Genomic DNA, 23286 nt, shown 5'->3' with positions numbered 1-23286 from the left:
GTCCGGACGAGTTAAATATGAGTTCGGATTATGCTAGTACAAACAATTTACAATTCCTATGCCGTCTGCTCAGAATTTGACATCATAATGTTATTAATTACTTAGTTTCGGGAAAAAAGCCGACAAGCGCTGTTAATTTGAACGTTCTGATTTGCGAAAAGTCGCATTTTGCAAAATAAGCACCGCGCTTTTTTCCCGAACGGCGTACAGGACGTATTCGACTGGTATCATGGACGCGAAATCCCTATAATTGCCGCGTTTGACGCTCAGGCGTCGTCCTTCCTTTACATCCAGGTTAATCAGGTCGCTAAATTTATGACTGATAAGTCACATCAGTGCGTCATTATCGGCATCGCCGGCGCATCGGCTTCAGGTAAAAGTCTTATTGCCAGCACGCTTTATCGTGAACTGCGTGAGCAGGTGGGTGATGAGCATATCGGCGTTATTCCGGAAGACAGTTACTATAAAGATCAAGGCCATCTGTCGATGGAAGAGCGTGTCAAAACCAACTATGACCATCCAAGCTCCATGGATCATAGTCTGCTGTTCCAGCATCTGCAGATGCTCAAAAGCGGCCAGGCCATTGAATTACCGGTCTATAGTTATGTAGAACATACCCGCACACCGGAAACTATTCACATCGAACCGAAAAAAGTCATCATTCTTGAAGGCATTCTGCTGCTGACCGACGCGCGCCTGCGTGATGAGATGAACTTTTCTATCTTCGTTGATACCCCGCTGGATATCTGCCTGATGCGCCGTATCAAGCGTGACGTGAACGAGCGTGGCCGGTCAATGGACTCGGTGATGGCACAATATCAGAAGACGGTTCGCCCGATGTTCCTGCAGTTTATTGAGCCTTCCAAGCAGTATGCCGATATCATCGTGCCGCGCGGGGGTAAAAACCGTATCGCCATTGATATTCTGAAAGCCAAAATCAGCCAGTTTTTTGAATAATACATGATAGGCTGTACCCTTTAGTTTACTTTGCTTTGCCCCTGAACTGTCAGGGGCGTCATGCACGAAAGGAGAAAGTGCCATGCGTCTTTGCGACCGAGATATTGAAGCCTGGCTGGATCAGGGGCGTCTGTCGATTACCCCGCGTCCCCCCGTTGAGCGCATTAATGGCGCGACTGTCGATGTCCGCCTGGGCAACAAATTTCGTACCTTCCGTGGGCACACTGCTGCGTTCATCGATTTGAGCGGGCCGAAAGACGAAGTGAGCGCGGCGCTCGATCGTGTAATGAGCGATGAAATCGTTCTCCCCGACGGGGAAGCATTTTTCCTGCATCCTGGGGAACTGGCGCTGGCGGTGACCTTTGAATCGGTGACATTGCCGGCTGACCTGGTGGGCTGGCTGGATGGCCGTTCTTCACTGGCGCGGCTGGGGCTGATGGTCCACGTCACCGCACATCGCATCGATCCCGGCTGGTCCGGCAGTATCGTGCTGGAGTTCTATAATTCTGGCAAACTGCCGCTGGCATTGCGCCCCGGTATGCTGATTGGTGCGCTGAGCTTTGAACCGCTCTCCGGCCCGGCCGACCGTCCGTATAACCGCCGCCAGGACGCGAAGTATCGCGATCAGCAGGGCGCGGTTGCCAGCCGCATTGATAAGGACTGAGTGATTTGTACCCGCTGAGGCTGCCATGAGAAGAGTGTTAACCACGCTAATGATTTTACTGGTCGTGCTGGTAGCCGGCCTTTCGGCGTTGGTCGTCATGGTAAACCCAAACGATTTTCGTGACTATATGGTGCGTCAGGTTGAAGCCCGTAGCGGCTATCAGTTGCAACTTGACGGCCCGCTGCGCTGGCATGTCTGGCCGCAACTGAGCATTCTCTCCGGGCGCATTACCCTGACCGCCCCGGGAGCGGAAGCCCCGGTGGTGAAAGCAGACAATATGCGCCTGGATGTTGGGCTGCTGCCGCTGCTCTCTCATCAGCTTCAGGTGAAGCAGGTCATGCTCAAAGGGGCGGTCATTCAACTGACGCCGCAGACCTATGCGGCACCAGAACATGATGCACCGGTGGCCCCCAAAGAGAACACGCTGCCGCAGGCTGCCGAAGATCGTGGCTGGTCGTGGGATATTGCCCGACTACAGGTTGCCGACAGCGTGCTGGTTTTCCAGCATGAAAACGACGAACAGATTACCGTACGCGATATTCATCTGCAGATGGAACAGGATGCTACGCACCAGGCGACGCTGGACTTTTCAGGGCGCGTGAATCGCGATCAGCGCGATCTCTCGTTATCCCTGAAAGCGCAAGTGGATGCCAGCGATTATCCGACCCACCTCACGGCGGCGATTAGCGATCTGAAATGGCAATTGCAGGGTGGCGATGTCCCGGCACAGGGTATTGCGGGCGAGGGGAGCCTCTCCGCGCAGTGGCAGGGCGATCGTCAGCAAATTTCCATTAGCAATCTCCGTCTTAGCGCCAACGACAGCGCATTTAGCGGCAAGGGCAGCGTCATTCTTTCCGCAAAACCGCAATGGCTGCTGGATTTACAGTTCGACACGCTGAATCTCGATAACCTGCTTGCGCCGAAAGAGACGGCTTCCACGGATGCTTCGACCGAACAACAGGGGCAGCAAGCGCAGGGGCGTATGCCGCGGCCGGTGATTGCCAATAGCGTACAGCAGGAATATACCAGCCTGCGTGATTTCACCGCGCAGGTATCGCTTACCGCCAATAATATTCGCTGGCGCGGAATGCGTTTTGATAACGTCACCGGTCAGTTCTCTAATAATGCCGGTTTGCTCAGCATCTCTACGCTGCAGGGCAAAATGGGCGATGGGGATATCTCTCTGCCCGGTATGCTGGATGTACGCCGTGATAAGTCACGTGCCGTCTTCCAGCCGCGGCTGGATAACGTCGAGATTGGCAATATTCTTAAAGCGTTCAATTACCCGATAGCCCTCACGGGTAAACTCTCTCTGGCGGGCGATTTTTCGGGTAGCCGGATTGATGCCGATGATTTCCGCCGTCACTGGCAGGGCGATGCCCATGTCGAGATAAAAGACAGCCAGATGGAAGGGCTGAACTTCCAACAACTGGTCCAGCAGGCAGTTGCCCGTAGCAGTGATGTACAGGCGCAGGAAAATTACGATAACGTGACGCGTCTCGATACCTTCAGCACTGATTTGTCGCTGGACTCGGGGGTCATGACGCTGGCGGATATGCAGGGGCGTTCACCGTTGCTGAGCCTGTCCGGCCAGGGTGAAATGGATCTGGTGAAGGAGCAGTGTGATACTCACTTCAACATTCGCGTACTCGACGGCTGGAAAGGCGACAGTACACTGATTGATTACCTGAAATCTACTGACATTCCGCTGAACGTGTATGGTAAATGGCAGTCACTGAATTACAGCCTGCAGGTCGATCAGATTTTACGTAAGCATTTGCAGGATGAAGCGAAACGCCGACTGAATGAGTGGGCGGATCGCAACAAAGACAGCCAGAACGGTAAAGACCTGAAAAAACTGCTCAATAAACTGTAACGCCGGGAGCCCCGGCGTCAGTCAGACCTGATAATCCAGTTCGTCGCCCGTATTCAGGGCGATGATCTGGACCTTCTGCACGCGGTGGCTTTCCACCTCCAGCGTTTTTACGACATAGTCGCCTACCTGAACTTCTTCCCCTGGCGTCGGGATCCGCTGCAAATACTCCATCAGTAGCCCGGCGATCGTGTGATATTCGCGCTTTTCATCCAGCGGCAGCGGGACATATTGCACCAAATCTTCCAGCGGCATATGACCATTCGCGGTCCAGCTACCGTCACTGTTTTTCTGAATGTCGTGGCGGGCATCGATCTCCTCTACTTCATTCGGCAGATTGCCGGCGATGGTCTCCATCACGTCGCTCAGGGTGACCACACCTTCAACCGAACCGAACTCATCGACCACAAACGCAAAATGGGTGCGGGCACTACGAAACTGCTCCAGCGCCTGCAGCAGTGGCAGGGTTTCCGGGAATACCAGCGGCTGGCGGATCAATACGCGCAGATCCAGCGGCTCACCGCGCAGGGACTGTTGCAGTAAATCAATAATATGTACCACGCCCAGCAAATCACTCTCTTCATTGCCACCGGTCACCACTATGCGCGTATGCTGGTTTTTCTCCAGCAGATCGCGAATCTCCGCTTCCGGGGCGTTCAAATCGATATGTTCAATATCATGACGGGAGGTCATGATACTGCTAACGGTACGCTGATTGAGGTTAAGCACCCGTCCAATCATCCGCCGCTCTTGCGGGTTAAAAAGCTGGCTACTGTCATGGTCGACCAGCAGTGAAGAGGTTTCAGCATCAAGCTCCGCATCCTCTTTTTTGCCGCTCAGCAGGCGCAAGACGGCTTCTGTCGTACGCTGGCGTAAGGTCTGGTTGGCTGAGAGGAAACGGCGACGGTTGAAGATAGCAAGCTGATTAAGCGCTTCTATCATGACCGAGAAGCCTATCGCGGCATACAGATAGCCTTTCGGGATATGGAAACCAAAGCCTTCGGCGACAAGGCTAAAGCCAATCATCAGCAGAAAGCTCAGACAAAGAATGACAATCGTCGGGTGGCTGTTTACAAAACGCGTCAGCGCTTTGCTGGCAAGCAGCATCAGCGAGATGGCGACAATCACGGCGGCCATCATGACAGCCAGATGATCAACCATCCCGACTGCGGTAATCACTGAGTCGAGAGAGAAAACGGCATCCAGGACGACGATTTGCGCTACCACGGCCCAAAACTTCGCCCCGCGCCGTTGCGTGGGGTTATCGCTGTCCTTACCTTCCAGGCGTTCATTGAGTTCCACGGTGGCCTTAAAGAGCAGAAACAGGCCGCCGAAAAGCATAATGAGATCGCGCGCGCTGAAACTGAGGTCGCGGAAGGAAAAAAGAGGATTGGTGAGCGTAACCAGCCAGGAGATAGACGCAAGCAGTAGCAGGCGCATGACCATCGCCAGTAGCAGCCCTGTGACACGGGCACGGTCGCGTTGCGCCGGTGGGAGTTTTTCCGCAAGTATCGCGATAAAAACCAGGTTATCAATGCCGAGCACGAGTTCGATCACAATCAGCGTAATCAGACCGGCCCAGATTGATGGATCGGCAATCCATTCCATCGTATGTGTAACACCTTATCAATTCTAACAATTGTCGTTATCTGATCATGGATAAAGCCCATCTAAATTGCAATGCCGGTATGCGATTTATCTTATTTGTGATTGCGGCAGGGAATATATTAAAAATCTATTTCCTTATTAATATTGGGATTATTTGCGCCAGCAAATGAAAAGACCTTTTCGGATATTTCGCATGCGTAAATGCAGGTAAGGATTTTGTCAATATCAATAAAATCCTAAAAACCTAAATATTTGCTCTTAATATTATTCTTAAAAATATGTTTAGGGCGGGATGTTGCCTTGCCTGTAATTCGCTTAGCTGCAACAATTCCTCCAGCATGTTTCAAATATACCTGTGAAGTTATTTTTAATGCAGCTAAACAGCGTAAATCCTTATGACTGCCGTATTTAAGGCATCCAGGAATATTCTCTATCAGGTTCGGGGTACAAAAGGGTGTTTTCAATAACTTACTGTTTAATCAGTGGATTGGTAGCTGAAAGCCAAGGGCGGTAGCCTGCCTGACAGCATGTCAAAAAGTCTGGATTATTCTGTCAATAGCATGTGGTTGAATAAGCGATTTTTAGGACTGATACCAGTTATATTAAGTTTCGATTAACTGCATTCTGCTTCCGTTATGATCAGTCGCTTATTTAAATACACAGGATAATTACTCTGCAAAAGTGATAATTAATCAATGATGAAATCCAAAACGAAATTGATACCATTATTGGTGTCCATGAGCTTGATGAGTGGCTGCACAGTTTTTCCCGGTAGCAATATGTCAACATCGGGAAAAGATGTGATTAAACAACAAGACGCCGATTTTGATTTAGACCGCATGGTGAATGTCTATCCATTGACGCCACGTCTGGTTGAACAATTACGTCCGCGACCGAATGTCGCCCAGCCGAATATGTCGCTGGATCAGGAAATCTCAAACTATCAATATCGCGTTGGCCCAGGGGATGTGCTTAGCGTTACCGTCTGGGACCACCCTGAACTGACCACACCGGCAGGCCAGTACCGCAGTTCAAGCGACACCGGTAACTGGGTACAGCCCGATGGCACCATGTTCTATCCCTATATTGGCAAAGTTCACGTTGTGGGGAAAACCCTTGGCGAAATCCGCAGTGATATTACCAGCCGCTTAGCGACGTACATCGCTGACCCGCAGGTGGACGTTAATATCGCCGCCTTCCGTTCGCAGAAAGCCTATGTCTCCGGGCAGGTCAACAAATCAGGCCAGCAGGCCATCACCAACGTTCCGCTGACGGTTCTGGATGCGATTAACGCCGCGGGCGGACTGACCGATGCCGCCGACTGGCGCAATGTGGTGCTGACACATAACGGCAAAGAACAACGTATCTCCCTGCAGGCGCTGATGCAGAACGGCGATTTGAGCCAAAACCGTCTGCTCTATCCGGGGGACATCCTTTTCGTACCGCGTAATGACGATCTGAAAGTCTTCGTAATGGGTGAAGTTAAAAAACAGAGCACCCTCAAAATGGACTTCAGCGGTATGACGTTGACCGAAGCGCTGGGTCAGGCCGAGGGCATCGATCTGACAACCTCCAACGCCAGCGGCATCTTCGTTATTCGTCCGCTGAAAGGCGAGAACGGTCGCGGCGGCAAGATTGCCAACATCTATCAGCTTGATATGTCCGATGCGACATCGCTGGTGATGGCGACTGAATTCCGCCTCCAGCCGTATGACGTGGTGTATGTGACGACCGCACCGGTTGCTCGCTGGAACCGTCTCATCAATCAGTTGCTGCCAACCATCAGTGGCGTTCGCTACATGACGGATACGGCGCGCGACATTCACACCTGGTGATAGGCGATGTTTAACAAAATTCTGGTGGTGTGTGTGGGGAACATTTGCCGTTCCCCCACGGCGGAGCGGCTGTTGAAAAAGTATCAGCCCGCATTAACGGTGGAGTCAGCCGGTCTCGGGGCGCTGGTAGGTAAAAGCGCGGATGCGGAAGCAACGCGCGTGGCAGAGAAAAACAATCTGTCCCTTGAAGGGCATTGCGCCCGGCAGATTTCCGGAAAAATGTGCCGTGATTTCGACCTGATTCTGGTCATGGAAAAACGGCATATCGCCGCACTGTGCGAAATCGCGCCGGAAATGCGCGGCAAAGTGATGCTGTTTGGTCACTGGGACGATGAACGTGAAATTCCCGATCCGTATCGCAAAAGCCGCGACGCCTTTGAGGCTGTTTACACCTTACTTGACCAGTCTGCCCGCCAGTGGGCGCAGGCACTGAACGCTCAGCAGGGATAACAATGACAGAGAAAACACACCATTCCGCCGCGTCGTCGGTGGGAAATGATGAAATCGATGTAGGGCGATTAATCGGTACAGTCGTCGAGGCACGCTGGTGGGTGCTGGGGATCACCGGCTTATTTGCCGCGGCTGCTATCGTTTACTGCCTGTTTGCCACGCCCATCTACAGTGCGGATGCGCTGGTACAGATTGAGCAGAATGCCGGTAATTCGCTGGTGCAGGATATCGGTTCGGCGCTGACAAACAAGCCACCCGCGTCAGAAGCGGAAATTCAGTTGATTCAGTCCAGGCTGGTGCTGGGTAAAACCGTCGATGATTTAAACCTGGATATCGCCGTAACCAAAAACACCTTTCCGGTTTTTGGCGCGGGCTGGGACAGACTGATGGGTCGGCAAAATGACACGGTCAAAGTGACGACATTCACGCTCCCCAAAGGCATGAATGATCAGGTCTTTACCCTCAAGGTGCTGGGGCCGAAACAGTACTCCCTGACCAGCGACGGTGGTTTCAGCGCTCGTGGTGAAGTAGGACAACCGTTAAGTAAGGACGGTGTGACCATGCTGGTAAGCGCCATTCAGGCGGCGAACGACAGCGAATTCACCGTGACCAAATTCTCGACGCTCGGGATGATCAATAATCTGCAAAACAACCTGAGCGTGACCGAGAACGGCAAAGATACCGGTGTGCTCAGTCTTACCTATATCGGAGAAGATCGCGATCAGATCCGCGATATTCTGAACAGTATTACCCGCAACTACCTGCAACAGAACGTTGAGCGTAAATCCGAAGAGGCGGCTAAGAGCCTGGAGTTCCTCAATAAACAACTGCCGGAAGTGCGCGCCAAACTGGACGTGGCCGAAAACAAACTCAACACCTATCGCCAGCAGCAAGACTCTGTCGACCTGCCGCTGGAAGCGAAATCGGTGCTCGACTCGATGGTTAACATCGATGCGCAGCTTAATGAACTGACCTTTAAAGAGGCGGAGATTTCCAAGCTGTACACCAAAGCGCACCCGGCTTATCGCACATTGCTGGAAAAACGCAAAGCGCTGGAAGATGAAAAGGCCAAACTCAACACCCGCGTGACGGCCATGCCAAAAACGCAGCAGGAGATTGTCCGTCTGACGCGTGATGTGGAATCCGGCCAGCAGGTTTATATGCAGTTGCTGAATAAACAGCAAGAGCTGCGTATTACCGAGGCCAGTACTGTAGGGGATGTGCGCATTGTCGATGCCGCCATTACTCAACCTGGCGTACTGAAACCGAAAAAAGCGCTGATCATTCTTGGCAGTATCATCCTTGGGTTGATTCTCTCCGTTGTAGTGGTTCTGCTGCGTTCACTCTTTAATCGTGGTATCGAAAGCCCGCAGGCGCTGGAAGAGCAGGGGATCAGTGTGTACGCCAGCATCCCACTGTCGGAGTGGCAAAAAGCGCGCGATACGGTCAAAACCGTCAAGGGCAACAAGCGTTACAAACAGCGTCAGTTGCTGGCGGTGGGTAACCCGGCGGATTTGGCGATTGAAGCGGTACGCAGCCTGCGCACCAGCCTCCATTTCGCCATGATGCAGGCGCCCAATAACGTCCTGATGATGACCGGGGTCAGCCCGTCGATTGGTAAAACGTTTGTCTGCGCCAACCTGGCGGCGGTCATTAGCCAGACCAACAAACGTGTGCTGATGATCGACTGTGATATGCGCAAAGGCTATACCCATGAACTGCTCGGTACCGATAACGTTAACGGTCTGTCGGACATTCTGGTGGGCAAGGGCAATATTGAAAGCTGCGCCAAAAAGACCTCCATCGCCAACTTTGACCTGGTTCCGCGTGGGCAGATCCCGCCAAACCCGTCCGAACTCTTGATGAGCGAACGTTTCACGCAGTTGCTCGACTGGGCGAGTAAGCATTATGACTTGGTGCTGATTGATACACCGCCAATCCTTGCGGTGACCGATGCCGCGATTGTGGGCCGCCACGCGGGCACCACGCTGATGGTCGCACGTTACGCGGTGAACACGGTGAAAGAGGTCCAGACCAGCCTGAGCCGCTTTGAGCAAAACGGTATTCAGGTCAAAGGCGTCATCCTGAACTCCATTTTCCGCCGCGCTACTGGCTATCAGGATTACGGCTATTACGAATACGAATACAAGTCTGATAGCAAATAATATTTTCCCCTCACCCTAAACCTCTCCCTTGAGGGAGAGGGCCGGGGTGAAGGGAATATTGATCAATCGGGGAAGAAAATGACCACAGAACGTCCGTTAATCTCGATTTATATGCCAACGTGGAACCGCCAACAATTGGCGATCCGCGCCATCAAATCGGTGCTGCGTCAGGATTACACCCACTGGGAAATGATCATTGTTGACGACTGCTCGACGGCCTTTGAGCAACTCCAGAGTTATGTGGCCGAACTGAATGATCCACGCGTGACCTATACCCGTAACGCTTTTAATTCCGGCGCCTGTGCGGTACGCAACCAGGCGATCATGCAGGCGACAGGCCAGTTTATTACTGGCATTGATGATGATGATGAATGGACGCCGGACCGCCTGTCGGTATTTCTGGAACATAAACACCATCTGGCAACGCGGGCTTTTCTCTATGCCAATGACTATGTCTGCCAGGGCGAAGTCTATTCACAACCGACCAGTTTACCGCTTTACCCAAAATCGCCGTTTTCCCGCAAGCTGTTCTACAAGCGCAACATTGTAGGCAACCAGGTGTTTAGCTGGTCATGGCGCTTCAAAGAGTGTCTGTTCGATACAAAACTGAAAGCGGCACAGGACTACGACATCTTTTTACGCATGGTGGAGCAGTACGGCGAACCGTGGAAAATCGAAAAAGCGACGCAAATTCTGCACATCAATCACGGTGAAATGCAGATTACTTCGTCGCCGAAAAAATTCTCCGGCTACTTCCATTTCTACCGGAAACACAAAGCCAAGTTTGACCGCGCCAGCAAGAAATATCAGCTCTTCACGCTGTACCAGATCCGCAACAAGCGTATGAACTGGCGCACGCTGCTGACTCTTTTCTCCGTGCGTAATGGCAAGCGTCTGGCTGATGGTCTGCGAGGGAAATAATGCGACTGGAAGATTTTCGCGCTAATCAATGGAGTTTGCGCCCGTGCTGCATGGTCGCGGCCTATCGCGTCGCCCATTTTTGCTCGGTATGGCGTAAGAAAAATGTGCTCAACAACCTGTGGGCTGCCCCCGTGCTGTTGATTTACCGCTTTATGACGGAATGCCTGTTTGGCTATGAGATCCAGGCGGCTGCGACGATTGGCCGTCGTTTCACTATTCACCATGGTTATGCCGTCGTGATCAATAAGCACGTGGTCGCGGGTGATGATTTCACCATTCGCCATGGCGTGACCATCGGCAATCGTGGCGCAGACAATCTGGCCTGTCCGGTCATCGGCAACAACGTTGAACTCGGGGCTAATGTCGTCCTGCTGGGTGATATCACCATTGGCAATAACGTCGTGGTTGGCGCAGGCAGCGTCGTGCTCGACAGCGTGCCGGATAATGCGCTGGTGGTGGGTGAAAAAGCGCGGGTGAAGACAATAAAATGAACATATTACAATTTAACGTTCGCCTCGCCGAAGGCGGCGCGGCGGGTGTCGCGCTGGATTTACACCAGCGGGCATTGCAGCAAGGCATGCAATCGCGGTTCGTCTATGGTTACGGTAAAGGCGGCAAGAAAAGTGTCAGCCATGACCAGTATCCCAACGTGTTTAAACAGACCCCACGTCTGACATCGATAGCAAACCTGGCGCTGTTTCGCCTGTTTAACCGCGATGTATTTGGCAATCTTAACAATCTCTATCGCAGCGTCAGCCGCACCAAAGGCCCGGTGGTGCTGCACTTTCACGTGATGCACAGCTACTGGCTGAACCTGAACGAAGTGGTGGCATTCTGCCAGAAACTGAAAGCGCATAAGCCTGACGTGACCTTTATATGGACGCTGCACGATCACTGGAGTGTCACCGGGCGCTGTGCTTTCACCGATGGCTGTGAAGGCTGGAAACAGGGATGCCAAAAATGCCCGACGCTGGCGAACTATCCACCGGTAAAAGTGGATCGCGCGCATCAACTGGTGGGTGAGAAGCGCCGTTTATTTAACGAGATGATGGCCCTCGGCTGCCAGTTTATTTCCCCCAGCCAGCACGTGGCGGAGGCATTCAACAGTCTGTACGGTGCGGGGCGTTGCCGCATTATCAATAATGGAATTGATGTGGCGACCGAAGCCATTCTGGCGGAGTTATCTCCGGTTACTGTCACCCAGGGGCGCCCGAAAATCGCCGTGGTGGCGCACGACCTGCGCTATGACGGCAAGACCAATCAACAACTTGTCCGTGACGTGATGGCGCTGGGTGAACAGGTTGAGCTGCATACCTTTGGCAAGTTTTCTCCCTTTGAGGGACCGAACGTGGTGAACCACGGCTTTCTGACGGATAAACGTCAGTTAATGAGCGAACTCAACCAGATGGATGCGCTGCTCTTTACCTCGCGTGTGGATAACTACCCGCTCATTTTGTGTGAAGCGCTCTCCATTGGTGTGCCGGTGATTGCCACGCACAGCGATGCAGCGCGTGAGGTTCTGGAGAAGTCCGGCGGCAAGACCTTTAGCGACGCGGAGGTGGTGCCGCTGGTGCAGCGTCACAAAGCTGACATCGCGCAGGCCGTATTCGGCACATCGCTGGACGCGTTTCGGGCGCGTAGTCGCCGTGCTTACAGTGGGCAACAGATGCTGGAGGAATATGTCTCATTCTATCAGGGTCTGTAGTTATCTCCTGCTGCCGCTGATTTACCTGCTGGTTAACGTGAAGATTTTCCAGCTTGGCGAAAGCTTTCCGATAACCATTGTGACGTTCTTACCGCTGTTACTGCTGCTCTATGTGGATAAACTCAACCTGAAAAAGTTGATGATTGCCCTGGGCACCGGTGCGGGATTAACACTGTTTAACTACATTTTTGGTCAGTCGCTTAACGCCAGTAAGTATGTCACCTCAACGATGCTGTTTGTTTATATCGTGATCATCATCGGCATGGTGTGGAGCATTCGGTTCAAAACTGTTTCGCCGCATAACTACCGCAAAATACTCCGCTTCTTCTACGTGGTGGTTGCGTTGGTCGTGATGCTGGCAGCGGCGGAAATGGCGCAAATTATTCTCTCCGGCGGCAGCAGCCTGATGGAGATAATTTCGAAATATCTGATTTACAGTAACAGCTACGTACTGAATTTTATCAAATTTGGCGGTAAGCGAACCACGGCACTCTATTTCGAACCGGCATTCTTCGCTCTGGCATTAATCTCAATTTGGCTCAGCATCAAACAGTTTGGTATCAAAACGCCGAAGACAGATGCTATGATTCTGACAGGGATAGTTCTTTCGGGATCGTTTTCAGGGGTAATGACATTTATCCTTTTTTATCTACTGGAATGGGCATTTCAGTATTTAAACAAGGAAGCGATACGCAAGAAATTACCGTTGGCCATTATTTCACTGGCGGTATTTGTTGTCGGGGTGGTGTTCGCCTTTCCTTATATTGCGGAACGTCTCGGTGATTTAGGAACAGAAGGCTCCTCCTCTTATTATCGCATTATCGGACCGCTGGCGATGGTGGGATATTCCCTGGTCAACATTGATGGTGTGGTAAGATTCGGCTCACTTTACGAATATGTCGCATCATTCGGAATCTTTAACGGTGCAGATGTCGGTAAAACCATAGACAATGGCTTGTATCTGTTAATTATCTATTTTTCATGGTTTGCCGTATTACTGACCGGTTGGTATTTGTTCAAAGTAGCAAGAATGACTGTCAATGCGTTTGGTAATAATCAGAATTTTCGTGTTCAGCTTTATCTGTTCGCTCCGATATCGTGGTTTTTTACGGGGTCGATTTTCAGTCCTGAATACGCATTTTTAATTGTTTGCCCGTTTATTTTCCGCAAGGCGTTAAATATTTCGAGCATATGACGAGGTGGGTCACATGTTACTAAGCGTTATTACCGTTGCGTTTCGTAATTATGAAGGCGTGATGAAAACCTGGGAATCGCTGGCCCATCTGGCACAGGCGCAGGATATCGCATTCGAGTGGATTGTTGTGGATGGCGGCTCTGCCGACGGTACCGCAGAGTTTCTGAAAAACCTTAACGGCCAGTACCACTTACGTTACGTCAGCGAGAAAGATAATGGCATCTATGATGCGATGAATAAAGGCATCAGCATGGCCAATGGCCGCTTCGCGCTGTTCCTCAACTCAGGTGATATTCTGCATCCGGAAAGCGTCGATGTTATCCGCCAGTTGGCAGAAAAACGTGACAATGCCATGTACATTGGTGATGCATTATTAGATTTCGGCGATGGCACAAAAATACGCCGTAGCGCGAAACGCGGTTGGTATATTTACCATAGCTTACCCGCCAGCCATCAGGCCATATTCTTCCCGATGAGTGGTCTGAAAACCTACCCCTACGATTTACAATATAAAGTCTCTTCCGATTACGCGCTGGCAGCCAGAATGTTTAAGGCAGGCTTTCGCTTTAAACGCCTGCACGGTCTGGTATCCGAATTTTCAATGGGTGGCGTCTCTACGTCGAATAACCTTGAATTATGTCGGGATGCTCGCAACGTCCAACGAAAAATATTACACGTACCGGGCTTCTGGGCGGAATTGTCGTACCTGTTACGTCTGCGTACGACTGGCAAAGCGAAAGCCTTATATAACAAAGCATAATGTGAATGCCCTGAATAATTTGAATCGCGGGAAAACGGAAAGTCAGAGAATTCCGATGAACTTATGTATGTAAGTGATTCGGATGAACGCATGCAGTTAACGCACCGGCGGTTTGAAAAATAACGGGTACACGTATAAGGAAACACGATGCAAGACTTACAAGGATTCTCCGTGCCGAAAGGCTTCCGGGGCGGGAATGCTATTAAGGTTCAATTGTGGTGGGCGGTGCAGTCAACATTATTTGCCTGGTCGCCACAAATTATGTATCGCTGGCGTGCCTTTCTGTTGCGTTTATTCGGTGCAAAAATCGGAAAAAACGTAGTGATTCGTCCGTCGGTGAAAATAACGTATCCATGGAAATTAACGCTGGGTGATTATAGCTGGGTTGGCGATGACGCTGTGTTATATACCCTGGGCGATATCTCAATTGGCGCTAATTCTGTGATTTCGCAGAAATGTTATTTGTGTACCGGCAGTCACGATTTTATGAGCGCGCATTTTGATATTACCGCGTCGCCCATCGTGATTGGCGATAAATGCTGGCTGGCAACGGATGTCTTTGTTGCTCCCGGCGTGCGTATTGGTGACGGAACGGTTGTCGGTGCGCGCAGCAGTGTTTTTAAGACGCTTCCGGCAAACGCAGTTTGCCGTGGCAACCCCGCAGTGGTAACGCGCGAACGCGTAAAAACTGAATAACTTCTGATAAGTAATAGAGGAATAAAATATGTCTAAAGTCGCTCTCATCACCGGCGTTACCGGGCAAGATGGCTCTTATCTGGCAGAACTGCTTCTGGAAAAGGGTTATGAAGTTCATGGCATTAAGCGTCGTGCCTCTTCATTCAACACTGAGCGTGTGGACCATATTTATCAGGATCCGCACACCAGTAACCCGAAATTCCACCTTCACTACGGTGATCTGACGGATACCTCTAACCTGACCCGTATTCTGCAGGAAGTGCAGCCGGATGAGGTCTATAACCTTGGGGCGATGAGCCACGTAGCGGTCTCCTTTGAATCGCCGGAATATACCGCAGATGTGGATGCGATGGGGACATTGCGTCTGCTAGAAGCCATTCGCTTCCTGGGCCTTGAAAAGAAAACGCGCTTCTACCAGGCCTCTACCTCTGAGCTGTATGGTCTGGTCCAGGAGATTCCGCAGAAAGAGACCACGCCGTTCTACCCACGCTCTCCGTATGCGGTGGCGAAACTGTACGCCTACTGGATCACCGTTAACTACCGTGAATCCTATGGCATGTACGCCTGCAACGGCATTCTGTTTAACCACGAGTCTCCGCGCCGTGGTGAGACCTTCGTCACCCGCAAAATTACCCGCGCGATTGCCAACATCGCCCAGGGCCTCGAATCTTGCCTGTACCTTGGCAACATGGACTCCCTGCGTGACTGGGGGCATGCGAAAGATTACGTGAAAATGCAGTGGATGATGCTGCAACAGGACCATCCGGAAGACTTCGTTATCGCCACCGGCGTGCAGTATTCCGTACGTCAGTTTGTGGAAATGGCGGCGGCGCAACTGGGTATCAAACTGCGCTTCGAAGGTAAAGGCGTGGAAGAGAAGGGGATTGTGGTCTCCGTCACCGGCCATGACGCGCCAGGCGTGAAACCGGGTGATGTGATTGTTGCCGTTGACCCGCGTTACTTCCGTCCGGCGGAAGTGGAAACCCTGCTCGGCGACCCGACCAAAGCACACGAAAAACTGGGCTGGAAACCGGAAACCACGCTGCAGGAGATGGTCTCTGAGATGGTTGCCAAAGATCTTGAAGCGGCGAAAAAACATTCGCTGTTAAAAGCTCACGGTTACGAGGTTGCCATCGCGCTGGAGTCCTGAGAATGACGAAACAACGTATCTTTGTCGCGGGTCACCGCGGCATGGTCGGATCGGCCATTGTAAGACTGCTGTCGCAGCGCGAAGACGTGGAGCTGGTGCTGCGTAGCCGTGACGAACTGAACCTGCTGGATTCTGCACAGGTGCAGGCGTTCTTTGCCAGCGAACGTATCGACCAGGTCTACCTGGCGGCGGCTAAAGTGGGTGGTATTGTCGCCAATAACACCTACCCGGCAGATTTTATCTACGAGAACATGATGATGGAGTGCAACATCATTCACGCGGCGCATTCGCATGACGTGAACAAGCTGTTGTTCCTCGGTTCATCCTGTATTTACCCGAAGCTTGCGCACCAACCGATGGCTGAAAGTGAGCTGTTGCAGGGGACGCTGGAGGCGACGAACGAACCGTATGCGATTGCCAAAATTGCCGGTATCAAACTGTGCGAGTCCTACAACCGCCAGTACAACCGTGATTATCGCTCGGTGATGCCGACCAACCTGTACGGGCCGAATGACAACTTCCACCCAAGCAACTCCCACGTGATCCCGGCGTTGCTCCGTCGCTTCCATGAAGCCACGCTCAGCAACGCGCCTGACGTGGTGGTATGGGGCAGCGGCACGCCGATGCGTGAGTTCCTCCATGTGGACGACATGGCGGCGGCCAGCATTCATGTGATGGAGCTGGACCGGGAAGTGTGGCAGGAGAATACCGAACCGATGCTGTCGCACATTAATGTCGGTACCGGTGTGGACTGCACGATCCGTGAGCTGGCGCAAACGCTCGCCCAGGTCGTGGGCTACAAAGGCCGGGTGGTCTTTGATGCCACCAAGCCGGATGGTACGCCACGCAAACTGCTGGATGTGTCCCGCCTGCACGCGCTTGGCTGGTATCACGAGATCTCGTTGGAGCAGGGGCTGGCAAGCACCTACCAGTGGTTCCTCGAAAATCAGCAACGGTTCAGGGGGTAAGCATGTTTTTACGTCCGGAAGATTTTGCCACGGTCGTGCGTTCGACTCCGCTTATCTCCATCGATCTTATCGTGGAGAACGAAAGCGGCGAGTTTTTGCTCGGCAAGCGTACGAATCGTCCGGCGCAGGGTTACTGGTTTGTGCCGGGTGGACGGGTGCAAAAAGATGAACCTCTGGCGAGCGCGTTTGAACGTTTGACGCTGGCTGAACTGGGCGTACTCCTGCCGATGTCGGCAGGAGAGTTTTATGGCGTCTGGCAGCACTTCTATGACGACAACTTCTCCGGCAGCGATTTTTCTACCCACTACATTGTGCTCGGTTTTCGCTTACGGGTCGATGCCTCCTCGCTGGCCCTGCCGACAGATCAGCACGATGACTATCGCTGGCTGACGCCTGATGTGCTGATTGCTGACCCGCTGGTACATGACAATAGCCGCGCCTACTTCAAGGAAGCGCGGGGAGTACCGGGCTTATGAAAATTCTTGTTTACGGCATCAACTATGCGCCGGAGTTAACCGGTATCGGTAAATACACCGGCGAGATGGTTGAATGGATGGCCCGGCAGGGGCATGACGTGCGTGTCATCACCGCTCCGCCTTACTACCCGGAATGGCAGGTGGGTAAGGCGTATTCCGCCTGGCGTTATCGCCGGGAAAGCGGTGCCGCGACCGTCTGGCGCTGTCCTCTGTATGTGCCGAAACAGCCTTCGACATTGAAACGCCTGATTCACCTGACCAGCTTCGCCGTGAGCAGCTTTTTCCCGCTGATGGCACAGCGACGCTGGAAGCCGGATCGCATCATCGGCGTGGTACCGACACTGTTTTGCACACCGGGTATGCGCCTGCTGGCAAAACTCACCGGTGCGCGCACGCTGCTGCACATTCAGGATTATGAAGTTGACGCCATGCTTGGCTTAGGGATGGCCGGGAAAGGCAAAACCGGCAAAGTGGCGAAACTGGCCGCCGCGTTTGAGCGCAGCGGCCTGCACAATGTCGACAATGTGTCCACCATCTCCCGCTCAATGATGAACAAAGCACGGGAAAAAGGGGTGGAGCCAGGGCGGATAATCTTCTTCCCGAACTGGTCAGAAGTGGCCCGCTTTCGCGACGTTGACGCGCAGGACGTTGCCCAACTGAGACAAACGCTGGGATTGCCGGAAGATAAAAAAATCATTCTTTACTCCGGCAACATTGGTGAAAAGCAGGGGCTGGAAAATGTGATTGCGGCGGCGGCTAACCTTCGCGAGCAACCGTGGTTGTTTGTGATTGTGGGTCAGGGTGGCGGCAAAGTGAGACTGGAAAAACAGGCTCTGCAACAGGGGCTGGATAACGTGAAATTCTTTCCGTTGCAGTCTTACGAGGCGTTGCCTGCGCTGCTCAAGATGGCCGATTGCCATCTGGTGATTCAAAAACGTGGCGCGGCGGATGCCGTGCTGCCATCGAAACTGACCAATATCCTCGCCGTGGGCGGCAATGCCGTTATCACCGCTGAGGCGTCCACCGAATTGGGCCAACTGTGTCTGGCTTCGCCGGGCATTGCCGTGTGCGTAGAGCCTGAATCCGTACCGGCGTTAACGGCGGGCATCGAACAGGCACTCTTGATGCCCAAAACCAACGCGGTGGCACGTGAATATGCCGAACGCACGCTCGAGAAAGAGAGCGTGTTAACCCAGTTTATGACTGATATCTCCCGACGCGATCCGGCGGTCAGTGCAGGGCAGGCCGCCCATGCGCAAGACGAACGTCTGAATTACGAAGGGAATGGGGATAAATCATGAGTCAAACACAACTGTATCCGGTAGTGATGGCCGGAGGCTCCGGCAGCCGCCTGTGGCCACTGTCCCGTGTCCTGTATCCAAAACAATTTCTCTGCCTGAAAGGCGATTTGACCATGCTGCAGACCACCGTCTGCCGTCTGGACGGGGTGGAGTGTGAAAGTCCGGTTGTTATCTGTAATGAACAACACCGCTTTATCGTTGCCGAGCAGTTGCGCCAGCTCAACAAGCTGACGGAAAACATCATCCTTGAACCGGCGGGGCGTAACACCGCACCGGCGATCGCGCTGGCCGCAATGGCGATCAAACGCCATAACCCGACCTCTGACCCGCTGATGCTGGTGCTGGCGGCGGATCATGTGATTCAGGATGAAGAGGCGTTCCGCACGTCGGTGCGCCAGGCGCTGGCCTATGCCGAAAGCGGCAAACTGGTGACCTTTGGCATCGTACCGGACCTGCCGGAAACCGGTTATGGCTACATTCGTCGTGGCGAAGTGACCCCAGGTAAAGGTGAAGGTCTGGCCTTCGACGTGGCGCAGTTTGTGGAAAAACCGAACCTCGATACGGCGCAGGGTTATGTGGCGAGCGGTGAATATTACTGGAACAGCGGCATGTTCCTGTTCAGCGCCGGGCGCTATCTGGAAGAGCTGAAAAAATATCGTCCCGATATTTACGAGGCCTGCGAACGCGCAATGAATGTAACGGACCCGGACCTGGACTTTATCCGTGTTGATGAAGCCGCGTTCCTGGCCTGCCCGGAAGAGTCTATCGACTACGCGGTAATGGAAAAAACCGCCGATGCGGTGGTGGTACCGATGGATGCCGGCTGGAGCGATGTGGGTTCCTGGTCCTCGTTGTGGGAAATCAGCGCCCATACGCCCGAGGGAAACGTCCATCACGGCGACGTCATCAGTCATGACACGGAGAACAGCTTCGTCTATGCGGAGTCCGGTCTGGTCACCACCGTCGGCGTGAAAGATCTGGTGGTGGTGCAGACCAAGGACGCCGTGCTGATTGCGGACCGTAACCATGTGCAGGATGTGAAGAAAGTGGTCGAGCAGATCAAAGCGGATGGCCGCCATGAGCACCACATTCACCGCGAAGTCTACCGTCCCTGGGGGAAATATGACTCCATTGATGCGGGCGATCGCTATCAGGTGAAGCGCATCACTGTGAAACCTGGCGAAGGGCTTTCGGTCCAGATGCATCATCATCGGGCTGAACACTGGGTCGTGGTGGCCGGTACGGCGAAAGTCACCATTAATGACGAGATCAAACTGCTGGGTGAGAACGAGTCGGTCTACATTCCGCTCGGCGCACGTCACTGTCTTGAGAACCCAGGGAAAATACCGCTCGATTTAATTGAAGTACGGTCCGGTTCATATCTTGAAGAGGACGATATTGTGCGGTTTGAAGATCGCTACGGGCGCATCTGACGCTGTCCGACACCTTTTGCGTAGCCGCTGATTTGCCGCAACGCGACGTCGGATAGATATAACGATTGAATTCTTTTTGATTATTTCTCCACACCGGAGAGGGCTAACTGTTGCCTGAAAACGAGGTAATGATGGAAAAATTAACCTGTTTTAAAGCCTACGATATTCGCGGCAAGCTGGGTGAAGAGCTGAATGAAGACATTGCCTGGCGGATTGGCCGGGCCTATGGCGAGTATTTAAAACCGCAAACCATCGTGCTGGGCGGTGATGTCCGTTTAACGAGCGAAACATTAAAGCTGGCGCTGGCCAAAGGTCTACAAGACGCGGGTGTGGATGTTCTGGATATCGGCCTTTCGGGCACCGAAGAGATCTATTTTGCTACCTTCCATTTGGGCGTAGATGGTGGGATTGAAGTGACGGCCAGCCATAACCCGATGGACTACAACGGCATGAAGCTGGTCCGTAAAGGTGCCCGTCCAATCAGCGGTGATACGGGGCTGCGCGATGTTCAGCGCCTGGCAGAAGCGAATGACTTCCCGCCGGTAAATGCGCAAAAACGCGGCAGCTATCGGCAAATCAACCTGCGTGATGCCTATATTGATCACCTGCTCAGCTATGTCGACCTGGCGAATTTCAAACCGTTAAAACTGGTGATCAATTCCGGTAACGGGGCGGCAGGGCCGGTCATTGATGCCCTGGAACAGCGCTTTAAGGCGAACAATGTTCCCGTCACCTTTATCAAGGTGCACAACACCCCCGATGGCAACTTCCCGAACGGTATCCCGAACCCACTGCTGCCGGAATGCCGTGACGATACCCGCAACGCGGTTATTGAACATCATGCGGATTTAGGTATCGCGTTCGACGGCGATTTTGACCGCTGCTTCTTCTTTGACGGTAACGGCCAGTTTATCGAGGGCTATTACATCGTCGGTCTGCTGGCGCAGGCATTCCTGGAGAAAAACCCCGGCGCGAAGATCATCCACGACCCGCGCCTTTCCTGGAACACGGTGGACGTTGTCACGGCGGCAGGCGGTAAGCCGGTGATGTCGAAAACCGGGCATGCGTTTATTAAAGAGCGGATGCGTGAAGAGGATGCGATCTACGGCGGTGAGATGAGCGCGCATCACTATTTCCGTGATTTTGCCTATTGCGATAGCGGCATGATCCCATGGCTTTTGGTGACGGAGCTGCTGTGTCTCAAGGGCAAAACGCTGGAAGCGCTGGTACGCGATCGCATGGCGGCTTTCCCGGCCAGCGGCGAGATCAACTTAAAGCTGGACCAGGCCGCGCCGGCAATCGCCCGCGTCGAAGCACATTTCAGCGGTTCTGCGCTTAGCGTTGACCGAACCGATGGCATCAGCATGTCCTTCCCGGACTGGCGCTTTAATTTGCGCTCGTCCAATACCGAGCCGGTTGTGCGTCTGAACGTGGAATCGCGCAGCGACACCGCGCTGATGGAGGCGCGAACACAGGACATTCTGGCGTTGTTGAAACAGTAATCCCTGTTTTCCCCTCACTCTAACCCTTTTCTGCGAGAGGAGAGGGCTGGGGTGGGGGGAAACAAATGAATAGGTACAACGATGACAAATCTAAAAAAGCGCGACCGGGCCAAAACGAATGCATCGTTAATCTCAATCGTGCAGCGATTCTCAGACATCACCATCATGTTCGGTGGGCTGTACATTGTCTGTAGGTTCAATACGTTGCCATTCTTTTATCAGCACCTGCTGATGGCCCTCATTACCCTCGTGGTGTTCCAGATGATTGGCGGCATGACCGATTTTTATCGTTCATGGCGTGGTGTGCGGTTTATGACCGAGCTGGTTTTATTGTTGCAAAACTGGACCCTCAGTTTTGTCTTTAGCGCCGGTCTGGTGGCTTTTCGCAGCGAACTTAACAATACCTTTGCCCTCTATTTTGCCTGGTATTTGCTCAGCAGTTCAGGGCTGATTATCTGCCGTGGCGTGATCCGTTTTGCCGCCGGTTGGCTGCGTAATCATGGCTATAACACCCGTCGCGTTGCGGTGGCGGGCGACCTTCCCGCCGGGCAGGAACTGCTGGAGAGTTTTCGTAATGAACCCTGGCTGGGTTTTGAAGTGGTCGGTGTCTATCACGACGCGAAACCGGGTGGCGTGAGCAGTGACTGGGTGGGCAATTATGACCAACTGCTTGACGACGCTCGCGCCGGGAAAATCCACAACGTCTACATCGCCATGTCAATGAACGACGCTCAGTGCATCAAACATCTGGTGCGGCAACTGGCAGACACCACCTGCTCGGTGATCCTGATACCCGATGTTTTCACCTTCAACATTCTGCATTCGCGGATTGAAGAGGTGAATGGCGTGCCGGTGGTGCCGCTGTATGACACGCCGCTTTCGGGCGTCAACCGCATTCTCAAACGCCTTGAAGACATTGTGCTGGCGTCGCTCATCCTGATGCTGATCTCACCGGTTCTGTTGGGGATCTCGCTGGCGGTGAAATTGACCTCCCCGGGCCCGGTTATCTTCCGCCAGACCCGTTACGGTATGGACGGTAAGCCCATCAAAGTGTGGAAATTCCGCTCCATGAAAGTTATGGAGAACGACAAGGTCGTAACCCAGGCCACGCAAAACGATCCGCGCGTGACCAAAGTTGGCAGCTTCCTGCGCCGGACGTCACTGGATGAGCTACCGCAGTTTATTAATGTGCTGACGGGCGAGATGTCTATCGTCGGTCCACGCCCTCATGCGGTGGCGCATAACGAGCAGTACCGTCAGCTCATTGAAGGCTACATGCTGCGTCATAAAGTGAAACCGGGTATTACCGGCTGGGCGCAGATTAATGGCTGGCGCGGCGAGACGGATACGCTGGAAAAAATGGAAAAACGCGTTGAGTTCGACCTCGAGTACATCCGTGAATGGAGTCTTTGGTTCGATATCAAAATCGTTTTTCTGACCATCTTTAAAGGGTTTGTGAATAAAGCGGCGTATTAGGAACGTGTCCCATAAGGCTATTTTGCTGGCCATTTTGAACCAGGGCAGTGCTCAAAATCCTCACGTACTTCGTGTACGTTCCGGTTTTTCCGCGCTGTCCGTGTTCAAACTGCCTGCGCCAATAACGCCTTATGGGCCATGTTCAAAGGAA

20 protein-coding genes are annotated in these 23286 nt (G+C 52.9%); 19 read left to right on the top strand and 1 reads right to left on the bottom strand.

Going from position 1 to position 23286, the window contains the following annotated elements; translation table 11 throughout:
* Nucleotides 1–315: 315 nt before the first annotated feature.
* The 3 genes from udk to asmA all read left to right on the top strand — a co-directional run bounded on the left by udk (nt 316) and on the right by asmA (nt 3497).
* Nucleotides 316–957, top strand: a complete 642-nt coding sequence (gene udk / locus ABIB59_RS02955; protein ID WP_041852052.1) for a uridine kinase — start codon at nt 316–318, stop codon at nt 955–957.
* An 82-nt stretch (nt 958–1039) separates the two neighbouring features.
* Nucleotides 1040–1621, top strand: coding sequence for a dCTP deaminase (gene dcd, locus ABIB59_RS02950; protein WP_041851979.1), 582 nt, complete (start codon nt 1040–1042; stop codon nt 1619–1621).
* 25 nt (nt 1622–1646) lie between these two features.
* Complete coding sequence (gene asmA, locus ABIB59_RS02945) at nt 1647–3497, top strand: outer membrane assembly protein AsmA (protein WP_165158291.1); 1851 nt, start codon at nt 1647–1649, stop codon at nt 3495–3497.
* Between the two features lie 21 nt (nt 3498–3518).
* Here asmA and ABIB59_RS02940 read toward each other — a convergent pair whose 3' ends face one another.
* On the bottom strand, nt 3519–5102 hold the full coding sequence (locus ABIB59_RS02940; protein ID WP_041851977.1) for a TerC family protein: 1584 nt from the start codon (nt 5100–5102) through the stop codon (nt 3519–3521).
* Nucleotides 5103–5797: 695 nt separating this feature from the next.
* Here ABIB59_RS02940 and ABIB59_RS02935 point away from each other — a divergent pair.
* From ABIB59_RS02935 to wcaJ, 16 genes are all read left to right on the top strand, one after another.
* Nucleotides 5798–6937, top strand: a complete 1140-nt coding sequence (locus ABIB59_RS02935; RefSeq protein ID WP_041851976.1) for a polysaccharide export protein — start codon at nt 5798–5800, stop codon at nt 6935–6937.
* Nucleotides 6938–6943: 6 nt separating this feature from the next.
* Nucleotides 6944–7387, top strand: a complete 444-nt coding sequence (gene wzb / locus ABIB59_RS02930) for a low molecular weight protein-tyrosine-phosphatase Wzb (protein WP_041851975.1) — start codon at nt 6944–6946, stop codon at nt 7385–7387.
* A 2-nt stretch (nt 7388–7389) separates the two neighbouring features.
* Complete coding sequence (wzc, locus tag ABIB59_RS02925; RefSeq protein WP_041851974.1) at nt 7390–9552, top strand: tyrosine-protein kinase Wzc; 2163 nt, start codon at nt 7390–7392, stop codon at nt 9550–9552.
* 78 nt (nt 9553–9630) lie between these two features.
* Nucleotides 9631–10473, top strand: a complete 843-nt coding sequence (gene wcaA, locus ABIB59_RS02920) for a colanic acid biosynthesis glycosyltransferase WcaA (RefSeq protein ID WP_041851973.1) — start codon at nt 9631–9633, stop codon at nt 10471–10473.
* Nucleotides 10473–10964, top strand: a complete 492-nt coding sequence (wcaB, locus tag ABIB59_RS02915; protein WP_041851972.1) for a colanic acid biosynthesis acetyltransferase WcaB — start codon at nt 10473–10475, stop codon at nt 10962–10964. The genes wcaA and wcaB overlap by 1 nt, the downstream gene beginning before the upstream one ends.
* Nucleotides 10961–12178: a colanic acid biosynthesis glycosyltransferase WcaC gene (wcaC, locus tag ABIB59_RS02910; RefSeq protein WP_354033958.1), complete on the top strand. Its 1218-nt coding sequence runs from the start codon at nt 10961–10963 to the stop codon at nt 12176–12178. Before wcaB ends, wcaC begins: the two co-directional genes overlap by 4 nt.
* Nucleotides 12153–13373: a colanic acid polymerase WcaD gene (gene wcaD / locus ABIB59_RS02905; RefSeq protein ID WP_354033956.1), complete on the top strand. Its 1221-nt coding sequence runs from the start codon at nt 12153–12155 to the stop codon at nt 13371–13373. Before wcaC ends, wcaD begins: the two co-directional genes overlap by 26 nt.
* Nucleotides 13374–13386: 13 nt before the next feature.
* Nucleotides 13387–14133 (top strand): colanic acid biosynthesis glycosyltransferase WcaE, encoded by a 747-nt coding sequence (gene wcaE, locus ABIB59_RS02900; protein ID WP_041851969.1) that lies wholly within the window; start codon nt 13387–13389, stop codon nt 14131–14133.
* Between the two features lie 147 nt (nt 14134–14280).
* Nucleotides 14281–14829, top strand: coding sequence for a colanic acid biosynthesis acetyltransferase WcaF (gene wcaF / locus ABIB59_RS02895; protein WP_079496321.1), 549 nt, complete (start codon nt 14281–14283; stop codon nt 14827–14829).
* 28 nt (nt 14830–14857) lie between these two features.
* Nucleotides 14858–15979 (top strand): GDP-mannose 4,6-dehydratase, encoded by a 1122-nt coding sequence (gene gmd, locus ABIB59_RS02890; RefSeq protein ID WP_041851967.1) that lies wholly within the window; start codon nt 14858–14860, stop codon nt 15977–15979.
* A gap of 2 nt (nt 15980–15981) precedes the next feature.
* Nucleotides 15982–16947: a GDP-L-fucose synthase gene (gene fcl / locus ABIB59_RS02885; RefSeq protein ID WP_041851966.1), complete on the top strand. Its 966-nt coding sequence runs from the start codon at nt 15982–15984 to the stop codon at nt 16945–16947.
* A 2-nt stretch (nt 16948–16949) separates the two neighbouring features.
* Nucleotides 16950–17423, top strand: a complete 474-nt coding sequence (locus tag ABIB59_RS02880) for a GDP-mannose mannosyl hydrolase (protein ID WP_354033953.1) — start codon at nt 16950–16952, stop codon at nt 17421–17423.
* Nucleotides 17420–18724, top strand: coding sequence for a colanic acid biosynthesis fucosyltransferase WcaI (gene wcaI, locus ABIB59_RS02875; protein WP_079496323.1), 1305 nt, complete (start codon nt 17420–17422; stop codon nt 18722–18724). Before ABIB59_RS02880 ends, wcaI begins: the two co-directional genes overlap by 4 nt.
* Nucleotides 18721–20157: a mannose-1-phosphate guanyltransferase gene (gene cpsB / locus ABIB59_RS02870; protein ID WP_041851963.1), complete on the top strand. Its 1437-nt coding sequence runs from the start codon at nt 18721–18723 to the stop codon at nt 20155–20157. The genes wcaI and cpsB overlap by 4 nt, the downstream gene beginning before the upstream one ends.
* A gap of 131 nt (nt 20158–20288) precedes the next feature.
* Nucleotides 20289–21659, top strand: a complete 1371-nt coding sequence (cpsG, locus tag ABIB59_RS02865) for a colanic acid biosynthesis phosphomannomutase CpsG (protein WP_041852051.1) — start codon at nt 20289–20291, stop codon at nt 21657–21659.
* 81 nt (nt 21660–21740) lie between these two features.
* Nucleotides 21741–23135 (top strand): undecaprenyl-phosphate glucose phosphotransferase, encoded by a 1395-nt coding sequence (gene wcaJ, locus ABIB59_RS02860; protein ID WP_354033950.1) that lies wholly within the window; start codon nt 21741–21743, stop codon nt 23133–23135.
* The last annotated feature ends 151 nt before the right edge of the window (nt 23136–23286 follow it).

The organism is Citrobacter sp. UYEF32 (assembly GCF_040546205.1).
GTDB classification, from domain to species: domain Bacteria; phylum Pseudomonadota; class Gammaproteobacteria; order Enterobacterales; family Enterobacteriaceae; genus Phytobacter; species Phytobacter diazotrophicus.
Note: the sequence above shows the minus strand (reverse complement) of the source record. Positions and strands in the feature narration are given on the sequence as shown.